Genomic DNA, 23725 nt, shown 5'->3' with positions numbered 1-23725 from the left:
GTTCAGTTCTATTTTACTGAGGCAATCTAAACAATAAATAGCGTCGCCAAAACCAAAGCAGTACCTAAAAGAATGGACCACTTGAAATTTGCCTTAAATGCTTCCCTGTAATCAAGCCCCATAAGCCCTAAGCCAAGATATACTTGCGGAGTGGTCAGGCATAAAGGTACAGCAATGCAATGGCCAACAATAAACATGGCAGCGACAGTGGCACTCTCCACACCGTATTGGGCGCCAACATTGATAATTACCGGCATGATACCATACATGATGGCATCAGCATTTAGAAGATATCCAAGCGGAGTGATAATAAGACCGATAATAATATGCATAACACTGCTCAATGATTCCGGAATAATCCCTACAAAAGCCTCCGCTAATGCTTCAAACATTCCAAGACCGCCCATGATTCCTAACAGGGCGCCCGCACCAATAATTGTATAAACTGAGATTAATATATGGCCTGCATGTGCTTTCACTCGTGCGTTTTGCTCTTTAAGCGTTCTGTAATTCAAGGGCAGTATAACAGCACAGCCGATCAAAAATGTAATATAGGATGGAACGCCCATAAAAAGTGCTACCAGTACGATCACAGTAATTGCTGCATTTGCCCATAAAAGCTTAGGCCGTTTTAACGACAATTCTTCTTCACATATACTTATCTCGCTTTCACATGTTTGAATGTCAGCGCCGTGGACAAACTCACCACGCTTTTCCTCTGCTTTTGAAGCGAAGTACAGAATTACAAAACTCAAAACCAATCCAAGAATCTGGATAGGAAGCAACTGTCTGTATAACATCATAACATCCGTGCCCAAAACAGCGGCTGCACGAGCAGTAGGACCTCCCCATGGAATCATGTTCATTACAGCGGTAACAGTAGAAAAAACCAATGCCAGAAGAGTGCGACGGATTTTCATTTTATCAAAAATAAGGAGCATAGGTGGTACAGTAATCAAAAGAGTCGTAATACCCTGCCCGTCCAAATGTGATACCATAGCAATCAAACCTGTAGTTGCAACCACGCTAAAAACCGTTTTCCCGATTCTTTTTGTCAGCGCATTAATAATCGGATCAAACAATCCAGCGTCTGACATCGTCCCAAAATAAAGGGTGGCAAGAATAAACAGGGCAGCTATGACCAGAACATTACTGATACCTTTGTGGATAAAAGTCATCGTATCGGTAAAACCAGTTCCGATTGCCAGCGCAATGACAAGTGGGACCATTGCCAAAACATTTCCGGGCATAAACTGGCTTTTCAAAATTAACACCATCATAATACAAATAATAAGAAGTCCTCCAAAAACTAACATTATAATTCCCCCCCATTAATTAACTTTAAAGTATGGTTTATTTTTTTCAATAACTCCGTCAATCTTCTGTTTTCATTTAGAACATAATTAACAGTTTCGTCTTTCATATCGAAAGGGTGGAGTAATAAGCATCTGGACTTTCCGGAAGATTTAATGCAGGGAGCTGAGCGCCTTTAGTGCTTTTAAGCATTTCAAAAGCATTTTTCACTTGTTCATCACTCCCTTCAAAAGCAATAACGACAGACCCTTCGGCCCCACTCAGTCCTCCTGCTGCAATCGGGGTGGCCTCGACGCCGAACAATCGAAACAGTGCATCGATTTCATCAATCTTTTTCCCTGAAACCGGAATTAGTCCGCTAGGGATGCCCATTGCACTTCCAACTTTTTTGAATCCAGCCGCATGACTGGCTTTTTCAATGGTTACAGGTATAAGTTTTTCCATACCGATGGGCAGTATCACATGAAAATTTTTTGTACGCTTAGCCACCATAACTTTTCCAATGGTGCCTCCGCCGCCTGCAGGATTTGCGAAAAGAACTCCCACATTACCATGGGAATCCAATGCATTCGATCCCTTGATATAAACATCCCTTTCGGTCATTTGTTCCAAGATTTCTCCTAATGCCGTCGATTCCTGAAGAATCCCTTTTTTAAAAAACCATGTCTCTTTGGATACTTCAAGAGGATTGTGGGCTCCCGGTCCACGTGATTTGATCATCTCTACCGCCTCATTGGAGCCGCAAAGCCCTTTTTCACCGATCACACCGCATACCCACAAGCCCTGTGGCATATTGCCCATAATCTCTTGATAAAGAAAAACTGTAGAACTGCTCGGATGTATCGCCACTATGCCGTTTTTCAGAGCCTCCTGTACCTCCGGCATGTTAAATACTGCCTTTGCAATAAGCTTTTTTGATTCTGTCGGCGTTAATACAACTTCTGCCTGCACAAAAAATTCCTCCTTTCAGATTCCTACAAATTACCTTTTAATAATCATCTTTGTTTGAATTATTTATAATCATCGATCCACTCTTCATCGAATAGTGATCAACCCTTCGATAGTTATCTTATCTACAATTATGATATTTGCCCGTGATACCACCGTTTCTTGAAAGGAAACAGTGGTCTCCGGGCATAAATAATATTACTAAATCTGTTCTATAGCGCTGTCTCTGCTAATAGGATATATTGCTGTCCGAAATGCATGTCATTTTCATATTTATGGCCTTGTGGTATGCTGCGGGGGAAAGAGAATTTTATTACATTAATATTGTCCACATAAAAGACTTTTACTTTGCTCTCATCGACATTGTACAATTCCGCGATCTTTCTTGCTGTAACTTTTGAATTTTTTATTTTTTCATAGTCTTCTTTTGTATCACAAAAGATTTCCAGGGTGGCCCAAAATGGGCCGGCATTTTTTGAGCGAACATAACGCGCCACATCTCTTACTTTTGTCATTGTTTATCTCTCCATTCTTTTATCCATTTTACATATCTACATATTCGAATTGAACAAGCTCAAGAGGATCATCCACATCGACGACATGGTGCAGACGGAATTCATAGGTACGACCCCTTGGGATGTCAACCGGTGAGAACGGAAACGCAAAGCTGGGCAGTTGATCATTAAAATCAGCCGGAAAATGTAACAAGAAAGGGTTGAAGAATTTAGCAATCTTAGTCGCCTTTTCCTGGGTATCCGAAGTCACAGTCAACAGCATTCCAATTTCTCTCGGTGGCGGTGTGTCCTCTGGCACAGGACCTGGAACCACTGCATTATACCCATACGCCTTGAAGTCAAAAGTATACTCATCCGGTGATATGCCCATTTTACTAAGATATTTAGCCACATGATTGCTGATATTCTTAATCCAAGTTTCTGGATCTGCCATAACTTTTTTGTCTGCAATTCCAACCAGACTGATCGTTTGATAACCCGCAATGGAAGCCCCTTCCAGTTTCATTGTATACTGCTTCGCATGTTCAAATTTTGTGCCAGTTACTCTAACAGTATAATCATCCACCTGGGTATACACCGCATCCTCCGCATGAATGCTGCCGGAAGGTTCGGTCAATTTAAACGGATCACTATTTTCATAAAGGAGGTGGGCTGAAACTGTATAAGGGGTACAATGAACACCTTCCTGAAGCGGAGTTACATAGAAACCCTTCTCATCCACTTCTAAAAAGACTCCGTCTCCTCCGGCACCATCTGTACATTGACTGCCACACTCCACGGTTTTTGCTCCGTGCCAAGCTGCCGCCGGATCCAAACCCATCATAAGGGGCATCGCTGCTATAATAGCTGTATCTGTAGCACGACCGCACAACACCACGTTGGCGCCGTTGTTTAAAGCCTCAATAAAGGGCTCTACGCCCATCAGGGCAACAATGTTTGTACACTCATCAAAGACTTCTTTCGTGATTTCAGGTGCACCTTCCAATGGATGGATTTTTCCCTCGTCCCACTTTTTTTTCAATACTTCTGGATCCTGTTGGGAATAAACTTTGGCAATTTTACCTTTAAAGCCTTCCTTCTTAAAAATCTCCTCCACAACTTCTGCACACTCATCCACTGTAGAATTTGTTCCGCTGGTTCCACAGGTACCTACTAATAACGGAATTCCCGCCTTTATTGCGCCTCTTACGGTTATACCTAAGTCATGTTCCAGCATCGCCCTTGTATACTTACATTCCCCAAGTGCTAATGAGGCAGGACCAGAATCTGTAGATCCGGCATCAACTGCAATAACATCCGGCTTCAAAGCCATTCCTCGATCGAAGGATTCCTGATTGATGCCACCTCCCAAGCTTCCTATAGGCATTAGAATTTTGCAACTTTTCATAATTTAAACTCCTTTCAACATTATAGTAATAGTATAATTAGATATGTTTCAGCCAATAAGAACTAATCTGTTGATCCATTCTATCGGATTATGTTACTAAACAATTGTTTACATCTGTCAACCTATCTAGTAAAATTATAGTAATTAAATTATATAAATCATATTTTTAATAAGTAAATTTCTATATTGAATAGAAACGGAGGCCTACAATGAACGAAAGACAACTCAGATATATTTTAGCTATCTCAGAAGAAAGAAATATTACTGCTGCAGCACAAAAGCTTTTCATCTCTCAGCCATCTCTCAGCTATCTACTATCCCATGTCGAAGAAGAACTGGGCATAAAGCTATTTGATAGAAATGTCACCCCTTTGGTGCCGACCGATGCCGGGGAATGCTATATCGAAACTGCCAAACAAATATTAAGCCTCTATCGTGAATTAAAGAATCAAATTGATGATATTCAGCATCTTCGGAAGGGGCGCCTCACAATCGGGTGCAGTCCTCAGATTTCTTCTTTTTTATTTCCTGCTTTGCTGCCAAACTTTCGCAGAAAACATCCCGACATTCAAATTACACTGTACGAGGAAAGTCTGACTATACTTGAGGAACTGTTGGCCTCCGGTGACCTTGAAGTGGCTTTCACCAATGCCGTTATAAACAACAATGCCTTTGGTCACGTTCCTTTGTTCAAAGAAGAGCTCATATTACTAGCTCCTGATTCTTTCGCACCCTCTAGGATTGAAAAAAGTGAAAACAGCACCTTGCCGATCATCGATTTGTCTTGTCTAAAGGATTGTTCTTTTGTCTTACTGAAGCCAAAACACCGTCTTAGACAGATGATTGACAGGATTTTTAGTGACATTAACATTCAACCAAAAATCATTTTTGAAACAAGCAACTGGGAAACCTGTTACAGTATGGTAACGGAAGGTCTTGCTTTTACGATTCTCCCTTATTCTCCCCTGAACAGATTTTACTGGACTAATAATTTAGTCAAGAGATATGGACTAAATGGTAATCATTATAGGCAGCTGTCCATTTACTATCGGAAAAATACCTATCATCCGGAGTTGATCGAGGCTTTTATCAATTTAACCCAGTCAATCATAAATGACTATCTGAAAGAAACACCTTTATAAGCTTGTTCAATCCTATTTCCTCAGGATTGAGGTTGATTTACTTTTCATACTTCTTTTTGATCAGGTTTTTTATACCGTCATTCTCCAGAATATGAAACATATACTCTGAAATTTGCTCGCCTCTGACTTCGATACCGCTGGTTTCGTTTCGTACTAGACCTGTCTGAATATCTACAGAAAGTCGGTCGCCAGATTTTACCTTTGCAGCAATATCAGGAATTACCAGCACGGGCAGCCCCAAATTAATCGCGTTACGATAGAATATCCGGGAAAAAGATTCTGCTAAAATCGCTCCTACCCCGGCATTTTTAATGGTGATGACTGCATGTTCCCTACTGGAACCACAGCCGAAGTTTTTCGCTGCTACAATGATATCACCGGGCTGTACTTTATTGACAAAATCAGGATCAGCACCCTCCATGACATGCTCTGCAACTAACGCCGGATCGGTCAATGCCAGATACCGTCCCGGATAAATCTGATCTGTATCGATATTACTGCCAAAGACATAGGCCTTTCCCTCAACTATTTTATTCATCGTGATCCTCCCTTTCAACCAGATATCTGGCCGGGTCTGTAATATGGCCGTTCAAGGCCGCCGCCGCCACACTGGCTGGTGATGCCAGAAAAATTTCAGCTTTCGAGTGACCCATTCGACCAGGAAAATTACGGTTAGACGAGGTAATGCAGACTTCACCTTCCGCAATCATCCCCTCATGGGTACCAAGGCAGGCTGCACAACCTGGCGTAACCAGCGTTGCCCCCGCATCGACAAGTGTCTGTATATATCCCTTTTCTATTGACTCAAGAAGGACTTGTGAAGAAGCCGGAACAACGAGTAGTCGCGTAGAAGGGTTTATCCTGCGACCTTTCAGTATATACGCCGCAGCAGCCAAATCCTGAACTCTCCCGCCTGTACAGGTTCCTATAAAAGCCTGGTCAACCGGTTTCCCTTCAAATTCACTAAGGGGGAAGACGTTATCCACGCTGTGGGGAGCGGCTATCTGTGTCCCTAAATCAGTAACATCAAAGGTAAGTTCCGCACTATATTGATAATCTGCATCCGTTTCGAACACTTCATAATCCACAGCTTTATCTTTAAGATAAGAGAAAGTTATTTCGTCAGGCTGGATATAGGAGGTTTTTGCACCCATCTCCGTTGTCATATTGCATAATGCCATGCGCTCTGACATGCTTAGTTGATTAAGTAATGAGCCCGTAAATTCCACAGCTTTATAAACGGCATAATCTGCTCCCATTTTCCCAATGATATATAAAATCACATCCTTTGCATAAACGCCCGGCTTAAGCTCACCTTCAAGATTGATTCGTATCACTTCGGGAACACGAAACCATAATGATCCTGTTCGAAGGATAACCGCCAGCTCTGTTGCCCCTACACCTGTTCCAAAGGCACCGAAAGCGCCATTGGTGGTTGTATGAGAATCAGTAATCACAATCAATTGACCGGGTTTTGAAAAACCTTTATCTGCCATAATCTGATGACATACACCTTGATTGATATCCATCAATTTATCAATACCCTGATCGCGGCAAAAAGCGCGGAACTGCTTTTGATTATCGGCCTGAATAATCGTAGAAGCCGGAGCATAATGGTCAAGGAAAACGATGGTTTTCTGCGGCGCAAAAACCTTTTCTCCCCCCATCTCATAAAATGATCGAATCGTCTGCAGATAAAGGTCATTGACACCGGCCATATCGACCTCACAGTTTACAATTTCACCGGCTCTGACTGAATCTTTTTTTGCTGCTTTTGCAAGAATTTTTTCGAGAGCATGCATATGTTTTCTTCCTTTCAAATTATTGTTTATATCAGTGATTGACAATAACTACTTCTTCATTGCCTATCGGTTTAACACCTCACGGTTAACAATCCCGACAGGAGTCTTCCCTTCCATAATATCCAAAATGTTTTGTGCTGCCATGATTGCCATGTCCCGTCGTGCATCCGGTGTCGCTGTACCGATATGCGGCGTCATCACCACATTATCAAGCTTGAAAAGCTCTTGATTAACATAGGGTTCATTTTCAAACACATCTAGACCTGCACCCCATATGGTACGTGTCTTCAATGCTTCTACCAATGCCTGTTCATCTACAACCGGACCTCGGGAAGTATTGATTAAGATGGATGTAGGTTTCATCATAGCAAACTCTTTTTCTGAAATCAGATGGCGGGTCTCAGGTGTCAGCGGTGTATGTATGGAAATATAGTCCGCTTCCTTTAGTAAGGTTTCCAAATCAACCCGCTTAGCTCCCAATTCCTTCTCCAGCTGCTCATTCACCCTGCCGTCGGCATAGATGATTTCCATGTCGAAGCCGCAGGCTCTTTTCGCCATGCTCATACCGATCCGTCCTGCCCCTATGATCCCTAGTGTTTTCCCTGTAAAATCACGGCCTAAAAAAAATGATGGTGACCAGTTCCAAGGTTCACCGGTTCTTATCAGACGATCTCCTTCAGCTACACGGCGAGCAATACCAAACATGAGCGCCCATGCAATATCTGCAGTGGCGTTATTGACCGCACCCGGCGTATTGGTAACTGCAATTCCCTTTTTTGTTGCAGCTGCAACATCAATATTATTAAAACCTGCGGCATAGTTTGAGATTACCCTCAACTGCGGTCCTGCCGCGTTCATGACTTCTTCATCAACCTTAACCCGGGAATCTGTCACAAGGGCAGTAATCCCCTCTATATTTCTTAAAAATTCCTCTTTGCTTTCTAGATCTTCACTTGGATTGGACTTTACAATAAAAAATGATGCCAGCATCTGTTCAATTGGTTCCGGCAGTTTCCTAGCTATGTAGAGCTTTGCTTTCTTTTTCAATATTCTCACTCCTCTTTGCTTTCTGGATTATTTTTCATCTTGAGAACCGCCCTGACTGCATCAGCTATGTTCGTGTCGATCAGTCCAAATTCCTTCATTAGAATGTCAGGATCACCAGATTCTCCGAATCGGTCATAAACTCCCACCATTTTGGCCGGTACCGGACAGTTTTGCGCTAACAGCTCTAGCACAGCACTTCCCATACCTCCAGCCACCTGATGTTCTTCAGCCGTTACCACGGCTCCAGTTATTCTGGCAGCTTCAATAAGTGTTTTTGCGTCTAAAGGCTTTATCGTGTGATTATTGATTACCATTGCCTGGATTCCTTCTTTTCCCAGTTTCTCTGCGGCAACCAGGCTTTCATATACCATGGCGCCACATGCAATGATTGCAACATCGGTTCCTTTCCGAACGCAGTATGCCTTACCTAGCTCAAATGGAGTATCCTCATTGGTAATAGAGGGCACTTTTTCTCTCCCAAACCGGATATAAACCGGTCCATAGATTTCAGCTGCAGCTAGGGTCGCCTTTTTGGTCTCGTTGGCATCCGCAGGTACAACTACTTTCATATTGGGCAAGCATCTCATGACAGCTATTTCTTCCAAGGCCTGATGGGTCGCTCCGTCTGGTCCCACTGAGATCCCCCCATGAGCACCACCAAGCTTTACATTGAGGTTTGCATAGCAGACAGTCGTTCGTATTTGATCCCAAGCTCTTCCGGCTAAAAACACACCATAATTGGTTACGAAAGGCACCTTTCCTGTGAGGCTGAGTCCTGCAGCTATCCCTACCTGATTTTGTTCTGCAATACCAACGCTGATAAACCGTTCTGGATATTTATCTCTAAACCAATCAACCCGCACTGACGCGGTAATATCCGCACCTAGTGCCACCACATTTAGATCCTTCCTTCCTGCTTCTACCAGCCCCTCTCCGTATCCATCACGAGTTGGTTTTTTCTGAATATTATTGAGGTCTAATTTTAAATCAACCGTAAGCATTTCGTGTTCACCCCTTTTTTGATTCGAGTTCCAATAAGGCCTCTTCAAGCTGTGCATGATTAGGTGCTGTTCCGTGCCAAGCAGGAGAATTTTCCATAAAGGAAACGCCCTTGCCCTTCACCGTATGGGCGATGATAACTGTCGGCTTCCCTTTATAGGCTTCAGCCTGCTTGAAAGCTTCCTCCACTTTCAGCACGTCATGCCCGTCGACCTCAATCACATTCCAATTAAAGGCGATCCACTTGTCCTTACATGGGTTGATCCCCATCACCTCATCCACAACTCCGTCGATTTGCAGTCTATTATAGTCAACGATCCCACAAAGCTGATCCAGCTTATAGTGTCCGGCTGCCATTGCCGCTTCCCAAATTTGTCCCTCCTGGATTTCACCGTCTCCCATGAGGCAATAGACTCGAAAGTCTTTTTGATCCAATCTACCTCCGAGGGCGATACCTGTTGCAATAGAAAGCCCCTGCCCAAGGGATCCTCCTGATACTTCTACCCCCGGCGTTTTGTTCATGCAGGGATGCCCCTGAAGCATAGATCCATATTTTCTTAAGCCCTTCAGTTCATCTTCATGAAAATATTCAAAATCTGCCAAAACAGCATATAAAGCCGGACAAACATGACCTTTGGACAAAATCAGCCGGTCCCTTTCCTCCCAACCCGGGATCTTAGGATCATGCCGTAGAATGTTATTATAAAGTACTGTCAAAATATCAATCGCTGACAAAGAACCGCCGGGATGACCCGATCCTGCTTTTGAAAGCATCTTTAAAATATTGATTCGAAGCTGTCTGGATTTTTCTATCAACTGTTCTTTGTTTAAATTTCTCCGCATGAATATCCCCCCTTATCTTAGCCGGACCATTTGTTCACGCCATTGTCGCAGTTGATCCACAGTCGGCTTTTCCCCTCTTTCAATAGCCTTGAGGCAAGGTTCCAGCACAAACAACTCAGCTTTGGCTACCCTACGGCAGGCCTCAGCCAATCTTGGTGCAACCGCTGCCGGGATTACTGTAGCTCCGTGATGGTCCGCATGAATCAGATCCCCCGGATGAATTGTCAATCCACAGATTTCTACCGGAGTGTTTCGCTCCACTAGATGTGACTCTGCCCTGGCAACCATCATTTCGGTGGAAAAGAAGTAAAACCCCAATGCGTCAACTTCATTTAAATCCCGTATACCACCCTGTGTTAGCGTCCCAACTGCACCTAAAGCTTTAAATGTGGTTGCTTGCACCTCTCCCCAAAACGACCCGATGGGTCGTTCATCAATATCCTGAATGACTGCAACAGTGGGCTCCTCAACATCCCGTACGTCACGAAAATATGAAAACATCATTTCTTTCTGCTCTTCCGTCGGCTTTCCCCAGCCTGAAATCTTCGCTGTTACAGCATAACCTACCATCGGCTTTGTGTCCGAGGTACGCAACACCATGCCAGGATGGCAGAATCCTACCGTATTCGAACGGATTCTAAATCCTTCTAAAGCATTGCAAACAGTAGGAGTATCAAACTCTTTCAACACATTCAGCTGTTCTTTATTTAAACGCTTCATAAAAACCTCCAAGAAATATATTAATAACTTTAACGAATTTTAAACTTTTAGCACTTAGGCTGGATAGATCATTCCAGCAATATAGATCACAAATGGCAGTGTAATGGTACTGAAAAGTGTTGATGCAACAACCGCCTGGATCGTATAATCTTGATTATTATTATATTCGATGGCAATCAACGCGGTAGTCAATCCGATAGGGACAGAGTAGGCAATTAGTATGGTTTGAGCGACTACGCTGTCAAATCTAAATATATATATAAGTAACATCGCAAGAAGTGGACCGATGATCAATCGGATGAATGACGAAATATATACATTCACATCCTTAAAATCAAGCTTGATTGTGGACAAATGAACCCCCATTGCTATCAGGGCTATAGCACCTAATCCATTTTTTAAGAGAATCAGTGCAGACCATATCGGAGTTAATGTGATATCAAAGTGTAACGCTTTAATGATCAGGGCAAGGGTAATAGCATGTATCGCAGGTAATTTTAGCGTATTGATGATGGACTTCTTAAAACTCACAGTGCCTCTTCCGCCGATATAAAAACCAATGGTATTACTGGTAACATTATTAAAAATCATAACCACCACCAGTGCAGCAAGCGCCTCATTTAAGTAAGGTGTTTTTTCCCCTACAACAAATGGGGCGGTGCTGAATGCAAGTGTGATAAGAGGCAATCCAATATTTCCTATATTATTAAACATGATTGAATTCGCGAAGGCGTCTGATAAACGCGCATCATATTTTAAAATATTGCTTATTATTTTTGCCAAAATGTAGTTACTGACCAAATAAACCACAGAGAATAAAAGGATTTTAACCATGCTAAAGTCGAAATTCACTGTAAAGATATTCTCAAAGATAAATGCGGGCACAAGTAAGTAAACAACTATTCTACTGAGCGTAAATATATTCATCTCAAATTTTTTTCCTAATACAAAGCCTAATGAAATTATGATAAAAATAGGCATTATACTATTTAAAAGTATGTATGTAAAAGTATTCATTCCATTCTAACCCTCCGTTAATTGCTCCTAATAAAATAGTTACTTGATTAAAGGCCGTGTTTGCATATATGTTATGATATAAATATAGCTCATGACCCTAGATAAGTAAAATACTATAATACTTATCATTATCATAGAAAAAACATTATAATGATTAAGAATAAAAAGATAATACTAAAAAGCTTGCTGAGATCACCTTCGATGATAAATTTATAAGCAAGCTTCTACCTACATAGCACGATCAACTTGCACTGGGTACTTTCACTCATTAGATTGCAACCATGCTAGGCACACAGAAGAAAAAAAAGTAATCCTGCCTTTTACGGTAGGATTACTTTTTTTATATTGAAGGTAACAACTTCATTAGAGTACAATAACCTATTAAATTTGTTTGCTTTACATCACTGTCATTCTTCAGTTGCCCCAATCTACTACAAAATCTATCATCCGATCAATTCGAATACTCCCGCAGCACCCATTCCGCCGCCGATGCACATACTAACAATCCCACGCTTCTGCCCTCTTCTTCTCAGTTCCTGCAGCAATTTTATGGTAAGGACGGTACCGGTGCAGCCTAAGGGATGACCTAAAGCAATCGCTCCACCATTTACGTTGACCTTGTCAATGTTTAGGCCAAGCTCATTGATGCAGGCAATGGACTGTGAAGCGAAGGCCTCATTTAATTCTATGAGATCAATATCTTTTAGTGTTAATCCATTACGCTGCAACACCTTCGGAATGGCATAAATTGGCCCAATACCCATCAGATCAGGGGGAACTCCAACTACCGAATATCCGATTAATTTTGCAATGGGCTGGTATCCAAACGCTTTGGCATTATCCTCCGACATCATCACAACAAAGGCAGCGCCGTCGCTGGTCTGTGACGAATTTCCAGGCGTGACAGAGCCCTTTACTTTGAAAATCGGCTTGAGCTTTGCCAATGCCTCAATGGAACTGTCAGGGCGAATTCCTTCATCTTTGTCAAAAATAATCTTATTGGTTACAGTTCTGCCATTCTCTGTTTTTTCAATTACATCTGCATAGACAGGAATTATCTCCTCAACAAACTTCCCATTCCCAGCAGCTTCATATGCACGAACATGGCTCCTTACGGAAAACGCGTCTTGATTCTCGCGGCTTATGTGATACTTTGCCGCTACATTTTCTGCCGTAATCCCCATCGAATCATATACATGGGGAGAATTTTTTATCAATCCCGGATCGGGTCGCATCATATTTCCGCCCATGGGAAGAGCACTCATTGATTCAAGGCCTCCCGCAATGACAATATCATTCTGCCTACTTGTGATCGTGTTAGCAGCAATTGCAATGGACTGCAAACCAGAAGCGCAAAATCGATTGATTGTTTGTCCCGGGGTACTTTCTCCCAGGCCGGCTTTCAGAGCGATCATTCGTGCCACATTAAGACCTTGCTCTGCCTCAGGCATTGCACACCCCAAAATCAAATCATCAATCTGCCCCTGGGGCAAATCCGGCAGTTGCGCTAACACCCCTTGCAAAACCTGACTTGCAAGTTCTTCCGGACGTGTATATCTTAAAGTACCTTTCGGCGCCTTTCCAATAGCCGATCGTCCCATGGCAACCAATACAGCGTTATTTTTCATCATTATTATTTCTCCTTTTCAGTTTCTGACGGGACGGCGGTTTTTCACCATTCCGCTGATTCTTTCATGGGTTTTAGCGTTTTGGATCAATTCTGTAAAGCCTTCCTTTTCGAGGCGAAGCAATTCCTGCTCCGTAATTTGGCTTCCATTGGGGACATCTCCACCGGTAAGCACTTTCGCAATCTTTTCAGCGATCTCCGCATCATACCCTGTTATAAATCCGCCTTCCGTCATTCCCATAATGATTGCCCGCAACGTTGCCATCCCTGAATTTCCTGTGACTTGAGTCTGTTTCGGCAATACCTGACGGAAACCGTCCTTTGCAAGACGCAGCACTTCCTCTTTTGCTCTTTCCGTAAGACCATCAATTTGGGCAATAATAATGTCTGTGGGCTGTAAGTAACCCAGCTGCAATGCCTCGTATGCATTTTTGGAGACCTGCGCAGTAGCTACCTGGAATAACAGTTTTTGGATTGTCGGTGTGAAATCGTTGCAGCTCAAGCTTTTCAACAGCTTTTCATTGCGCTGAACCAGCTCTTTTAAACCGCCTCCAGCGGGAATGAGCCCTACACCGACTTCAACCAATCCCATATAGGTATCTACGTGAGCAACGATACGGGATGCCTGTAATGCAAACTCGCATCCTCCACCCAATACCATTCCATGAACAGCAGCGATGACAGGCTTCCTTGCGTATTTAATTCTGAGACTTACCTGCTGAAATTCGGATATTTTATCTCCTACATCATTCAACTGCCCAGCCATGATGCTGGTGATCATTTCCTTTAAATCAGCACCCACCAGAAAATTTCCCCCGCTGTTCAGCAGCACCAATCCTTTATATTGATTTTTATTTTCAACCTGATCAATTGCTGTGACCAATTCTTTTCTGATATTTGCTGTGATGCTATCACCGGGCGACTTGAATTCTAAGCCCAAAACACCATCTCCCAAATCAAGCAGCGTACTGTGATTAAATTTTTTCAGTACCGGATATACGGATTCAAAGGAGTTAAAGTCCGGATCCCTTTCATAAAAGTTTTCTTTCTTAACAAGCCGCTCTTCGACCCATTCGGGCAGCTTCTTTCCGTCTGCCTTCATTCTCAGTGCAGCTTTTTCAAAACCAATTAAATCCCAAAGCTCGAAGGGGCCAACTTCCCAGTTATATCCCCACTTCATGGCATTGTCGATATCCTTATAGTCATCCGCCACTTCATTCTTCACCTTTGCCGAGTAGTAAATTATTTCCGAGATATTCTCCCACAGGAATTTGCTCTCTGCCTCATCCGAATAAATCAATGCACACAGGCGATCCCTTAGCCTGGATATCTTCTTTCCGACTTCTATAAAAGGAACTTCTATCTGATCCGGCATCACATATTCTTGCTTTGCAAAATCCCAAACCAGTTTGATCTTTTTATTATTTTCATCTTTTACACGCTTATAAAATCCAGCATCGGTTTTGTTTCCAAGCTGCCCGTTTTCACACATAGCCCTTATTTCTTCCGGCAATTTAAAATACTCTTTTTCTTCCTCATCTGTCAGGGCGCCCAAAATATTGTTATTCACATGGGCAAGAACATCCAGACCCACTAAGTCAGCTGTCTCGAAAGTTGCACTTTTCGCTCTTCCGATCAGCTTTCCTGTTAATACGTCAATTTTGTCAATTCCGAATCCATACTTCTTCATCTGCCTGAAGGCTAGGGGGGTTACCACCGCTCCGATCCGATTTGCGATAAAGTTTGGTGTATCGTGTGCTTTGACAACGCCTTTGCCCAAAATGTGATATCCAAAATCCGTCATATACTCAATAACATCCGTTTCTGTCTCTGCTGTAGGAATGATTTCCAAAAGACGCATATATCTTGGCGGGTTAAAGAAATGTGTTCCTAAAAAACGCTTCTGTAAATCAACAGGCATGTTTTTAGCGATAGAGGCAACAGGAATGCCTGAAGTATTCGTTGAAAGTATAGCATCCGCTTTTATATGTGGGAGCAGCCTTTCTATCAGTTTATGTTTGATTTCCAGATTCTCCGCAACCACCTCTATGATCCAGTCACAATCCGAAATCAAGGACAGATCGTCCTCCAGATTGCCAGGCGTTATGTATTTGGCCATTTCATCTGTGGCAAAAGCCGGTAGTTTTTTGTCTGCCAAGAGCCTTTCTATAGCCCCCACTGCCAAAGCCGATCTTTTCTTTCCTTCAGCACCTAAAAATTCCTTTGGAACAATATCGAGCAATACTACTGTAATTCCTGCATTTGCCAGTATTGCTGCGATCCCGGCACCCATAACCCCTGCTCCGATTACTGCCGCTTTTTTGATATTATATTTCAAATTTTGCACGCTCCTTTCCAACTATCGTTTGTTACTTCTTCTCCAAATACCAGCCTTCGCCGCTGCCTGTAGAATTTCTTCTCGGAAATCGGGATGGGCAATAGAAACCAATGATTCAACACGTTCCCACATGGAGAGTCCTTTGATATTTACAGCGCCATATTCGGTTACAACGTAATTTGTGGTATTGCAGGCTACTGATATCTGGGTTCCCACAGGCAAGCTAGGAACGATGTTTGAGGTTACGTTTCCCTTATGGTCTTTCTTTGTTGAGGGCATACATACGAAGCCTTTGCCTCCGTTGGAATGCATGGAAGCGTAGTGATAATCCCATTGCCCTCCCGTTGCGGATATTTGTTTATATCCTACAGATTCAGAGGATACGTTGCCCATCATGTCCACTGCGATGCAACTGCAAATAGAGAAAACATTATGGTTTTGAGCAATTATAAAAGGATTGTTTGTATATGAAACGCTGCGGCATTCAACCTCCAAATTGTTGCTCAAGAATTCGTAAAGCTTTCTCGATCCCATTGCAAAGGTAAACACACTCTTCCCCACATCAATATTTTTCCGTTTATTTGTGAGTTTCCCCGCGTTATACAAATCCATATAAGCATCAACAAACATCTCTGTATGGCAGCCCAAATCCTTAAAATCACTGTCCGCCAGCATGCTGCCCACGTAGTTTGGCATTCCTCCAATGCCAAGCTGTAGACAAGCACCATCTACCATTTCCGACATGATGTGCTCCGCGATTTTTTTATCAACCGCTGTAGGTGGTATCTTAGGTATTGCCATCATATCCTCCGGCTCTCCTTCAATGATGCCGTCCACTTGTGAGATATGAACATGATTATCTCCGGGTACACGAGGGAGTTTGGCATTAACTTCCACAAAAATCTTCATGCTTCTTCCAATGCCGCCTCTCTCTTTAATCATATCCACAATATAAGAGCTTGAAGGCCCAAGATTAAAATAACCCTTATCGTCCATGGGTGTTACCGCGAGAAATAGTACATCGTGCTTTAACTGTTCAATCTCATAATTTCTCCCTGCCTCATGATAAAGAGAAGGGATTGCGACAATTGGTATACCCATCTTGCAAAAGCCACGGGTCGCCGCGCTGAAAGAACCATCTCTAAAAATAAAGACTTCACCTTCGGGATCCGCTTTGATTACCTCCGGCATGTAGGTCAGCGTAACAAAATTGATCTTTACATCTTCTAATTCCATCTTTCTCATCGCCAGAGCCTCATCTAGGAGCGGAGTTTTGATAGCAAAATGAGGGTACATTACAAAATCTCCATTTTTCACTGTTCTTGCTGCATCATCTGCTGTCATTAATTTATTTTGGTACTCTTTGATATAGTTCATCCTCTTAACCTCCCTTATGTCTAATGGCCAAGCAATTCGCAAAATGCTTGAATTCGTGTTCTATACTGGCCTGTGGAATCAGACAATTGATCACTCTCCAGATGTAGCAGCGGAATCTGCGCATCCTCACAAGCTTTCTTGATTGATGGGTAATCAAACTCTTCAGGATCGCAAAATTTCATCTGGCAAAATATTACACCGTCAGCCTGATTAGCTTTTGCCAGCGCAGCGATATGCTTCGCACGCTTTTTCTCGCTGTCCAGTATGACGGAACACGCCTCCCTATTCTGCCATTGCCTTGCCAGCCGCTCCAGCGGGTCTTTTCCCTCCGGTACCAAAGTTCTGAATTGCCTGCTTTCCTGAGCAAGTTCATCTGCAACAACCGCAAGACTGAATTCATCGAATATTTCCAACAAACCATTGGGTTCAGCTAAGATTCCTGCAAGAACGATCTTTTTTCCCGGCCAGTCCATTTTCGGTTCAGCTTTTAAGATACTATTCAGTTCTCTAATAAGTTTGGTATGTTCCTCTTTTTCCATATACAAGCCCGATTTTATAACATAATGACGATTTACAGCTGAAAGCACGCCAGGGTTATTGGCAATAATTTCAGTGAATTTCATCAATGCGCTGCGATGATCATTGTATATTTCAATACTCTCGTTGATTACTTGATCGGAGATCGTGGTTCCAGCAACAGCTTCCAATTGTGCCTTAACCTTTGCAAATTCACTTTTGGCAAAGATAACACCAGCCTCCATTTTATTGTTTTGAGGATGGGTTAAAATAATAATTTTCTGATCAGGACATGCATAGATCAGATTTTGAGATATTGCCTTCAATGTATCGCAAGGCGTCGGTACAAGTAATGCATCCAAATCCTTATAAGTACCTCTTTCGGCATATTCCATAACCGCCTGCATGATGGAGCAGGCAAACGGCGGAAGGTATTTTGCTGCCATCGAAATATTGGTAGATCCGCCCCAGCATCCGACAGGAAACATTCCAGCTGCGTGAACCAACTCCTCAGGAGCATAAATTGGCAATACTCCAACCACTTTCTTGCCTGAATGCTTCTTATCGCTGACAACTTTATCTACATTTTCGGTAACATAGATCATCTGTTTCAGCAAATCATCTACTCTGCTCATTGTGCCAACCCCTCCTTATTTCCTTTCATGTTTTCCACCAGCGCTTCTACCCGTGTCTCAAACTGAGCCTCTGAAAAATTCTTGGGATCACTCTGATCGCCGTCAAAAGATACAAAAGGAATATTCGTTATTTCGGAAATTTGGCGGCGCATTTCCGGCTGCATGAAGTCCATGACCTTACAGCTTCGGTTCATATGATAGATAACGCCATCGCATTTGCAGGAACGCTGTATGACAGCGCGGATATCCCGCTGATCTGCCAGATTTCTGTTATTGCCGATCCCTGCATAAATACTGGCAAGCTCATCCATGTTTCCAACCTCATAAACGATTTCCCATGCCTTTGGATAGGTAGATCCCGATATGACCACACCATTCTTCAGCATGCTTGTGTAATTGTGCTTGAGATAAGGCCAGCAAGCGATTCCATCCCACATAATACGGTATTTTTGCTCACCGGGAAACTGGCTTTTTCCCGCTTTGATGTTTTCCTCCATCTCAGCAGCGATCATCTCATAAAGCATCGCTGATTCTTTTTTTCCGCGAAGACATACCATCATCGCCATGTAGTTGAACATGTTGAATCCATCCAAGGGCGTCGGCATCATAGAAGCATAATTCATCGCTTTGCTCCATGCTTTGGCGGTACGGTTAGAAATTGTCATGACCTCTTTAAATTTTTCGTAATCAAATTTTTTGCCGCAGATATCCTCAAGAAATTTAATGAATTCTTCAAACTGTGCTTTCACATAATCAATTCGATCCTGGGGAATCGGATTGAAAGTGGATGTTTCCTCATTGACTCCGCAGTTTTCATGGTTAAACGGCACGTCAATCAAGAAAAAAGGCACTTTAAAATGCTTCGCTAGGGATTCATACCATTTAATCAGCACATTGCAGATATTGTTTGTACAAACAACAAAATTAGGTTTGGGAAGCGGCGGAATTTCATTTGTCTTCATTGCTGCATATGCCAGATTGATGCGGGCATATGAGCAAATATCATTGGAATAGCCCATTTTTTCGGCTTGATCAATGTATGGCAGAGCCCCCTTTTTCGCAGCTATAGCAGCCGAATGATTTTCCGGGTATGCAACTGCAATATTCATGACCTCCATGAATTCTTGAGGCACAATAGAGGATGCCCAAGCTACTTTACGGCCGTTGTATCTGGCTTTATTAAGATCCAGATAATAGTCAAGCTGCAGTTTTTGCAAGAGCTGCTTTGATGTGATTCTTCTTTCGGACATAATTTGTAAATCTCTCCTTTCTTCTTTAATTTACATTACAGATATAGCGACAGTGTCGGTCGCTATGCAAATAGATACGCAATTCACATGCCAACTTATAATTGTTGATTTTCCAGCCATTGTGTCCAGCGTCCAACTTTTTTGAACCATAAAGTACTCACACCCAGCCGCTTTGCATATGCAAAAAATAGAGAAGTGTTCCAATTAAGTGAAACACTCCTCTATTTTTATCCGATCCTATGCTGCTGTCTGGTTTGATGTATTTACTTAACTCAATCAGTAGTGATCCCATACTTTTTTAGCTTACGAATAACAGTTGTCTGAGATACGTTTAAAAGCTTTGCAATTTCTCTGCTGGTCTTTTTCATCCTATATGCCTTTTTAAATAATTGCTTCTCTGTTTCCTCTATTATATCATCCAGCCTTGCGATTTGTTTTACAGACACATTCTCTGTAATTATTCTGTTTTGAATAGACATATCGTCGTTGATGATGGATAAAAAAATATTCTGATCCAAAGTACCGTTTTCTGAAAGAAGGACCAATTGCTCCATGATATTTCTCAATTCTCTCACATTGCCAGGCCAATCATATAATAGAAACTGTTCTAAAAGCTGATCCGGAAACACTTTTTTTGCCGCAGTATGATGATATTTCCGGCTAAACAGATTATGAAAATATTTTGAGAGAGCGACAATATCTTTCGGGCGCTCTCTCAACGGTGGAACCGTTATTCTGATTACGTTCAGCCGATAGTAGAGATCCCTCCTGAACTTTCCTTCTTTTACAAGCTGAGGCAGTGCACAATTGGTAGCAGCTATGATCCGAACATCCACAGAGATGTCTTTCTCTGAGCCAACACGTCTGATAACTTTGTTTTCCATGACTCTCAATAGTTTAACCTGCATTTCCAAGGGCATATCTCCTATCTCATCCAATAATAAAGTGCCTGTATTGGCTGCTTCAAAGATTCCCTTTTTTCCCGTTTTATTTGCACCGGTGAATGCGCCTGGAGCATAGCCGAACAATTCGGATTCGATTAAAGTTCCGGGGATCGCACCACAATTAATCGACACGAAAGGTTTTTCGCTCCGATTACTGTTGTTGTGAATAAAGTTAGCGACAATCTCCTTACCGGAACCGGATTCCCCCATGATCAGTACCGTTGCATCTGTAGCGCTTATCGCAAGACATTTCTGATAAATTTTTTGCATTTTAGGGTCTGCCTGGATTGGATTTAAATCCGCGTTTGTCTGAGATTTAGAGTACTCAATATATAATTCTTTGATTCGACTGAAATTTTCAACCTGGTTTCTCAGGTGAAAAATATCGCTGATATCGTTTACCTTGACAACAAAATAGATTATCTTTCCGCTGTTATCAGTAATCGGTTTTCCTGACGAGAAGATCACTCTATCCTCAAATGGTGCATAGACCTTGGAATATGAAGTCTTATTCTTAACAATATATTCCGCAACCGAGAAATAATTTATATATTCTTTGAATTCGAATACATGTGTCCCTATTACGTTCTTATCGAAATCAAGAACATTTGTGCACAGCTGTATCCATGCCTTATTTACAGTAATTACAGTCCCTTTGGCATCCATAATCAAAAACCCTTCGTTTGATTGTTCGAGCACCTCATATAATAGATTTTTTTCAGTCAAATCTTATTACACCCCTTTCATTAAAGGTAATTCATGTATCATAATCACACCTTGAACCTTTGAAGGTTCAATTTGAAACGGGATTGGTTCAGCAAACAGCTCGCCTCACGGTTTTTGATTTGTTTTTCAATGAATTTATAATGGCATATTTTTTGCTTCAATATATTCGTGTTCTTTAAAATACTATCAAGAAAGGAATCTATACTATGTTTTTTTTAGGAATTGATATTGGTTCGTCTGCAACAAAGTTAGTCGTAATTGATAAAAACAAGAACATCGTCGGTCGAAGTGTCGTTCAATTGGGAACAGGTACGTCCGGAGTCGAAAATGCTGTTTCAAACCTATATATCTCACATGACTTTAATCCGAATGACATCACAGGATCTGTCGTAACCGGGTATGGCAGAAAGCAATTCAGAAGTGCGGACACCGAGATCAGCGAAATCTCATGCCATGCAAAAGGTGTCAGTCATCTATGTCCTTCTGTCAGAACCATAATAGATATTGGGGGTCAAGACACTAAAATAATACGAATCGATGAAAAGGGTAAAATACAAGACTTTACAATGAACGATAAATGTGCAGCCGGAACCGGTCGTTTCATCAGTGTAATGAGCAAGGTACTTGATGTCGATATTGCTGATATGGGATCCATTGATAAGGAAGCGACAGAGATTATTTCAATTAGCAATACCTGTGCCGTCTTTGCGGAATCTGAGGTGATTTCAAAGCTATCTTCAGGATTTTCGATACCCAATATCGTAGCAGGAATCCATCAGTCAGTAGCGCGGCGGGTCGCCGGGCTTGCTTATCGGAACAGAATTGAACCGGTTCTTGCACTAACTGGTGGTGTTGCCCAAAATATGGGAATGATACGTGCGTTAGAACAAGAACTTAACAATCAACTGATAATTCCCTATGAGCCTCAGCTAACTGGAGCCCTTGGAGCTGCACTTTTCGCTTTGGAAAATAATCGATAATGTAGGTTAGTTTAGGTAGATAATACACTTTTAGCATTATTTTTTCATCCATAGGTTATCGCTACTAGGCTTTTTTAAAGTGTAAAAAGGAGGGTCTCTGCATGGAATTAAATTCTGTTTTGAGACCCTCTTTTTTCCCTGGATATTTTTTTGTGTTATTTTGTAAACACCCTATAAAGTGCATCTAAAATCATTTTTTCCGCTTCTTTAAATTGCTCCTCACGACGCACTACAAAAGCATGGCTGCTGTTGAGCATTCTTCTGGCCGTAACCATCACACCTGCCTCCAATAGTCGGTAGGCATACTTTTCCCCTTCTTCTCCAAGATAATCGTCTGCACAAGTGAGAATTATTGCTTCAGGTAATCCAACCAGCATTTCATCTGGTGCAAAAAGGGGTGATGCCGTCGGATCAAGACTGGAATCCTCATCAATATAAGCGCTGTTATACAGCTGGGCAACACGGGAAGACACCGTGGGATCAAGCCTGCATTCTTCGTCAACATAAGCGCTGTTATACAGACGGGCAATGTGGAGTGGAACTTTCTGCGGATTTTTATAAGCATTGCGCTTAAGCTGCGGCGGCGTATACAAATCAAGAACTGGATAATCAAGTATTTGCAGCGCAATATTAAAATCATGCCTTACATTGTTCATAAGGGTAATGGCAGCCACAAGATTCCCGCCGGCGCTGTGCCCACATAATGCTATTTTTGCCGGGTCAATTTGCAATAATTCACTGTTCCTACTTGCCCACTTAACAACATCATAACACTGATGCAGTGCATAAGGATATTTTTGTTCGGGAGCCGGTGTATAATCAATATCTATTACTACGTAATTTGCACGACTGCAAATATTCTTTGAAAATACAGTATCTTGTTCTCTGTGCCCTTTGATAAAACCTCCGCCATGGATGTTGATAAAAAGGGGATGTGGAACTTGACCGGAATCAGGATAATGTATGTAAACATGGGTTTCTCCGTCACGGGTCGGAATCATCATATCATCAGTTTTTCTTACGTGGTACATATTCATTAATTCTTCGCTGACGGTATTGCCGGCACCTGTATTCCGTAAAAAGTTTATAAGCTCTTCTTGCTCCTTAGATAACATAATTTCCTCCTTTCTTCGCTTGCAAGACTTTTCACAATTTAAGCTTGTTGTTGTTTGACTTATTCTCCATACCGTTTAAAGTAGCTTGCTCGCTGTATAATTGTTTATTATGATGAAATTATATTTTCAAATTCATCATAAGTCAAATAACATACCACTTATAAGCATTATAACTAAAACTCTATAACATATATTCTTAGCGTTAAAATACCGGAGCAGAAGATTATTTTTTCATGACTAGTAATCATGCTCAAGTCTATCAGGCTGAAGTCAAAACTTGTCCCAATGGGCAGGGTGCATAAGGAAGCAAGTTGTTAGTATGAAAATAACGTGATAGACAGCCAACAGAGGAAATGTATTTAAAGAACAGTCGTTTCACTTGTTAGAAGAAACCGTTCTTAATCTTTTGTGCAAAACCAAATTGACAAAGCGACACATGTGTCGTATAATTTGAAAAGAGACAGTTGTGTCGCTATCCATATA

20 protein-coding genes are annotated in these 23725 nt (G+C 42.0%); 2 read left to right on the top strand and 18 right to left on the bottom strand.

Going from position 1 to position 23725, the window contains the following annotated elements:
* Nucleotides 1-26: 26 nt before the first annotated feature.
* The 4 genes from Gferi_RS18240 to Gferi_RS18225 form a co-directional block, all read right to left on the bottom strand.
* A complete protein-coding gene (locus Gferi_RS18240; RefSeq protein WP_069979016.1) occupies nucleotides 27-1316 on the bottom strand; it encodes an SLC13 family permease in 1290 nt (429 codons plus the stop codon).
* A gap of 103 nt (nucleotides 1317-1419) precedes the next feature.
* Nucleotides 1420-2265: a hypothetical protein gene (locus Gferi_RS18235; protein WP_069979014.1), complete on the bottom strand. Its 846-nt coding sequence runs from the start codon at nucleotides 2263-2265 to the stop codon at nucleotides 1420-1422.
* A gap of 209 nt (nucleotides 2266-2474) precedes the next feature.
* Complete coding sequence (locus Gferi_RS18230; RefSeq protein ID WP_069979012.1) at nucleotides 2475-2777, bottom strand: DUF4387 domain-containing protein; 303 nt, start codon at nucleotides 2775-2777, stop codon at nucleotides 2475-2477.
* A gap of 28 nt (nucleotides 2778-2805) precedes the next feature.
* The gene (locus Gferi_RS18225; protein ID WP_069979010.1) at nucleotides 2806-4164 is read right to left on the bottom strand and encodes an acyclic terpene utilization AtuA family protein; all 1359 of its coding nucleotides are present in this window, start codon (nucleotides 4162-4164) and stop codon (nucleotides 2806-2808) included.
* A 209-nt stretch (nucleotides 4165-4373) separates the two neighbouring features.
* Here Gferi_RS18225 and Gferi_RS18220 point away from each other — a divergent pair, with 209 nt between their 5' ends.
* Entirely contained in the window at nucleotides 4374-5306 is a 933-nt protein-coding gene (locus Gferi_RS18220; protein WP_069979008.1) for a LysR family transcriptional regulator, read from the top strand.
* 37 nt (nucleotides 5307-5343) lie between these two features.
* Here the strand turns inward: Gferi_RS18220 and Gferi_RS18215 are convergent, their stop codons facing one another.
* The 13 genes from Gferi_RS18215 to Gferi_RS18155 form a co-directional block, all read right to left on the bottom strand.
* The gene (locus Gferi_RS18215; RefSeq protein WP_069979006.1) at nucleotides 5344-5844 is read right to left on the bottom strand and encodes a 3-isopropylmalate dehydratase small subunit; all 501 of its coding nucleotides are present in this window, start codon (nucleotides 5842-5844) and stop codon (nucleotides 5344-5346) included.
* Complete coding sequence (locus Gferi_RS18210; protein ID WP_069979005.1) at nucleotides 5837-7108, bottom strand: 3-isopropylmalate dehydratase large subunit; 1272 nt, start codon at nucleotides 7106-7108, stop codon at nucleotides 5837-5839. The genes Gferi_RS18215 and Gferi_RS18210 overlap by 8 nt, the downstream gene beginning before the upstream one ends.
* A gap of 63 nt (nucleotides 7109-7171) precedes the next feature.
* Nucleotides 7172-8155 (bottom strand): 2-hydroxyacid dehydrogenase, encoded by a 984-nt coding sequence (locus Gferi_RS18205; RefSeq protein ID WP_236932623.1) that lies wholly within the window; start codon nucleotides 8153-8155, stop codon nucleotides 7172-7174.
* Nucleotides 8156-8160: 5 nt separating this feature from the next.
* Nucleotides 8161-9156, bottom strand: coding sequence for a transketolase family protein (locus tag Gferi_RS18200; RefSeq protein WP_207645765.1), 996 nt, complete (start codon nucleotides 9154-9156; stop codon nucleotides 8161-8163).
* 7 nt (nucleotides 9157-9163) lie between these two features.
* Entirely contained in the window at nucleotides 9164-9997 is an 834-nt protein-coding gene (locus Gferi_RS18195) for a transketolase (protein WP_069979004.1), read from the bottom strand.
* A 12-nt stretch (nucleotides 9998-10009) separates the two neighbouring features.
* A complete protein-coding gene (locus Gferi_RS18190) occupies nucleotides 10010-10717 on the bottom strand; it encodes an RraA family protein (RefSeq protein ID WP_069979003.1) in 708 nt (235 codons plus the stop codon).
* A 54-nt stretch (nucleotides 10718-10771) separates the two neighbouring features.
* Nucleotides 10772-11734: an AEC family transporter gene (locus Gferi_RS18185; protein ID WP_069979002.1), complete on the bottom strand. Its 963-nt coding sequence runs from the start codon at nucleotides 11732-11734 to the stop codon at nucleotides 10772-10774.
* A gap of 443 nt (nucleotides 11735-12177) precedes the next feature.
* Nucleotides 12178-13365, bottom strand: coding sequence for a thiolase family protein (locus Gferi_RS18180; protein WP_236932622.1), 1188 nt, complete (start codon nucleotides 13363-13365; stop codon nucleotides 12178-12180).
* A 15-nt stretch (nucleotides 13366-13380) separates the two neighbouring features.
* The gene (locus Gferi_RS18175) at nucleotides 13381-15699 is read right to left on the bottom strand and encodes a 3-hydroxyacyl-CoA dehydrogenase/enoyl-CoA hydratase family protein (RefSeq protein WP_083273629.1); all 2319 of its coding nucleotides are present in this window, start codon (nucleotides 15697-15699) and stop codon (nucleotides 13381-13383) included.
* 21 nt (nucleotides 15700-15720) lie between these two features.
* Nucleotides 15721-17076: an acetyl-CoA hydrolase/transferase family protein gene (locus tag Gferi_RS18170; RefSeq protein WP_069979000.1), complete on the bottom strand. Its 1356-nt coding sequence runs from the start codon at nucleotides 17074-17076 to the stop codon at nucleotides 15721-15723.
* 20 nt (nucleotides 17077-17096) lie between these two features.
* Complete coding sequence (locus tag Gferi_RS18165) at nucleotides 17097-18227, bottom strand: 2-hydroxyacyl-CoA dehydratase subunit D (protein ID WP_069978999.1); 1131 nt, start codon at nucleotides 18225-18227, stop codon at nucleotides 17097-17099.
* A complete protein-coding gene (locus Gferi_RS18160) occupies nucleotides 18224-19477 on the bottom strand; it encodes a 2-hydroxyacyl-CoA dehydratase subunit D (protein WP_069978997.1) in 1254 nt (417 codons plus the stop codon). The genes Gferi_RS18165 and Gferi_RS18160 overlap by 4 nt, the downstream gene beginning before the upstream one ends.
* 272 nt (nucleotides 19478-19749) lie before the next feature.
* Entirely contained in the window at nucleotides 19750-21147 is a 1398-nt protein-coding gene (locus Gferi_RS18155) for a sigma-54 interaction domain-containing protein (protein WP_069978995.1), read from the bottom strand.
* Between the two features lie 206 nt (nucleotides 21148-21353).
* On the opposite strand from Gferi_RS18155, the gene Gferi_RS18150 reads away from it, so the two are divergent.
* On the top strand, nucleotides 21354-22127 hold the full coding sequence (locus tag Gferi_RS18150; RefSeq protein ID WP_069978993.1) for an acyl-CoA dehydratase activase: 774 nt from the start codon (nucleotides 21354-21356) through the stop codon (nucleotides 22125-22127).
* A gap of 155 nt (nucleotides 22128-22282) precedes the next feature.
* Here the strand turns inward: Gferi_RS18150 and Gferi_RS18145 are convergent, their stop codons facing one another.
* The gene (locus Gferi_RS18145; protein WP_069978991.1) at nucleotides 22283-23242 is read right to left on the bottom strand and encodes an alpha/beta hydrolase; all 960 of its coding nucleotides are present in this window, start codon (nucleotides 23240-23242) and stop codon (nucleotides 22283-22285) included.
* Nucleotides 23243-23725 lie beyond the last annotated feature (483 nt).

Source organism: Geosporobacter ferrireducens (genome assembly GCF_001750685.1).
Classification (GTDB): Bacteria; Bacillota; Clostridia; order Peptostreptococcales; family Thermotaleaceae; genus Geosporobacter; species Geosporobacter ferrireducens.
The sequence above is the reverse complement of the archived record's forward strand: the minus strand, read 5'-3'. Positions and strand labels throughout refer to the sequence as shown.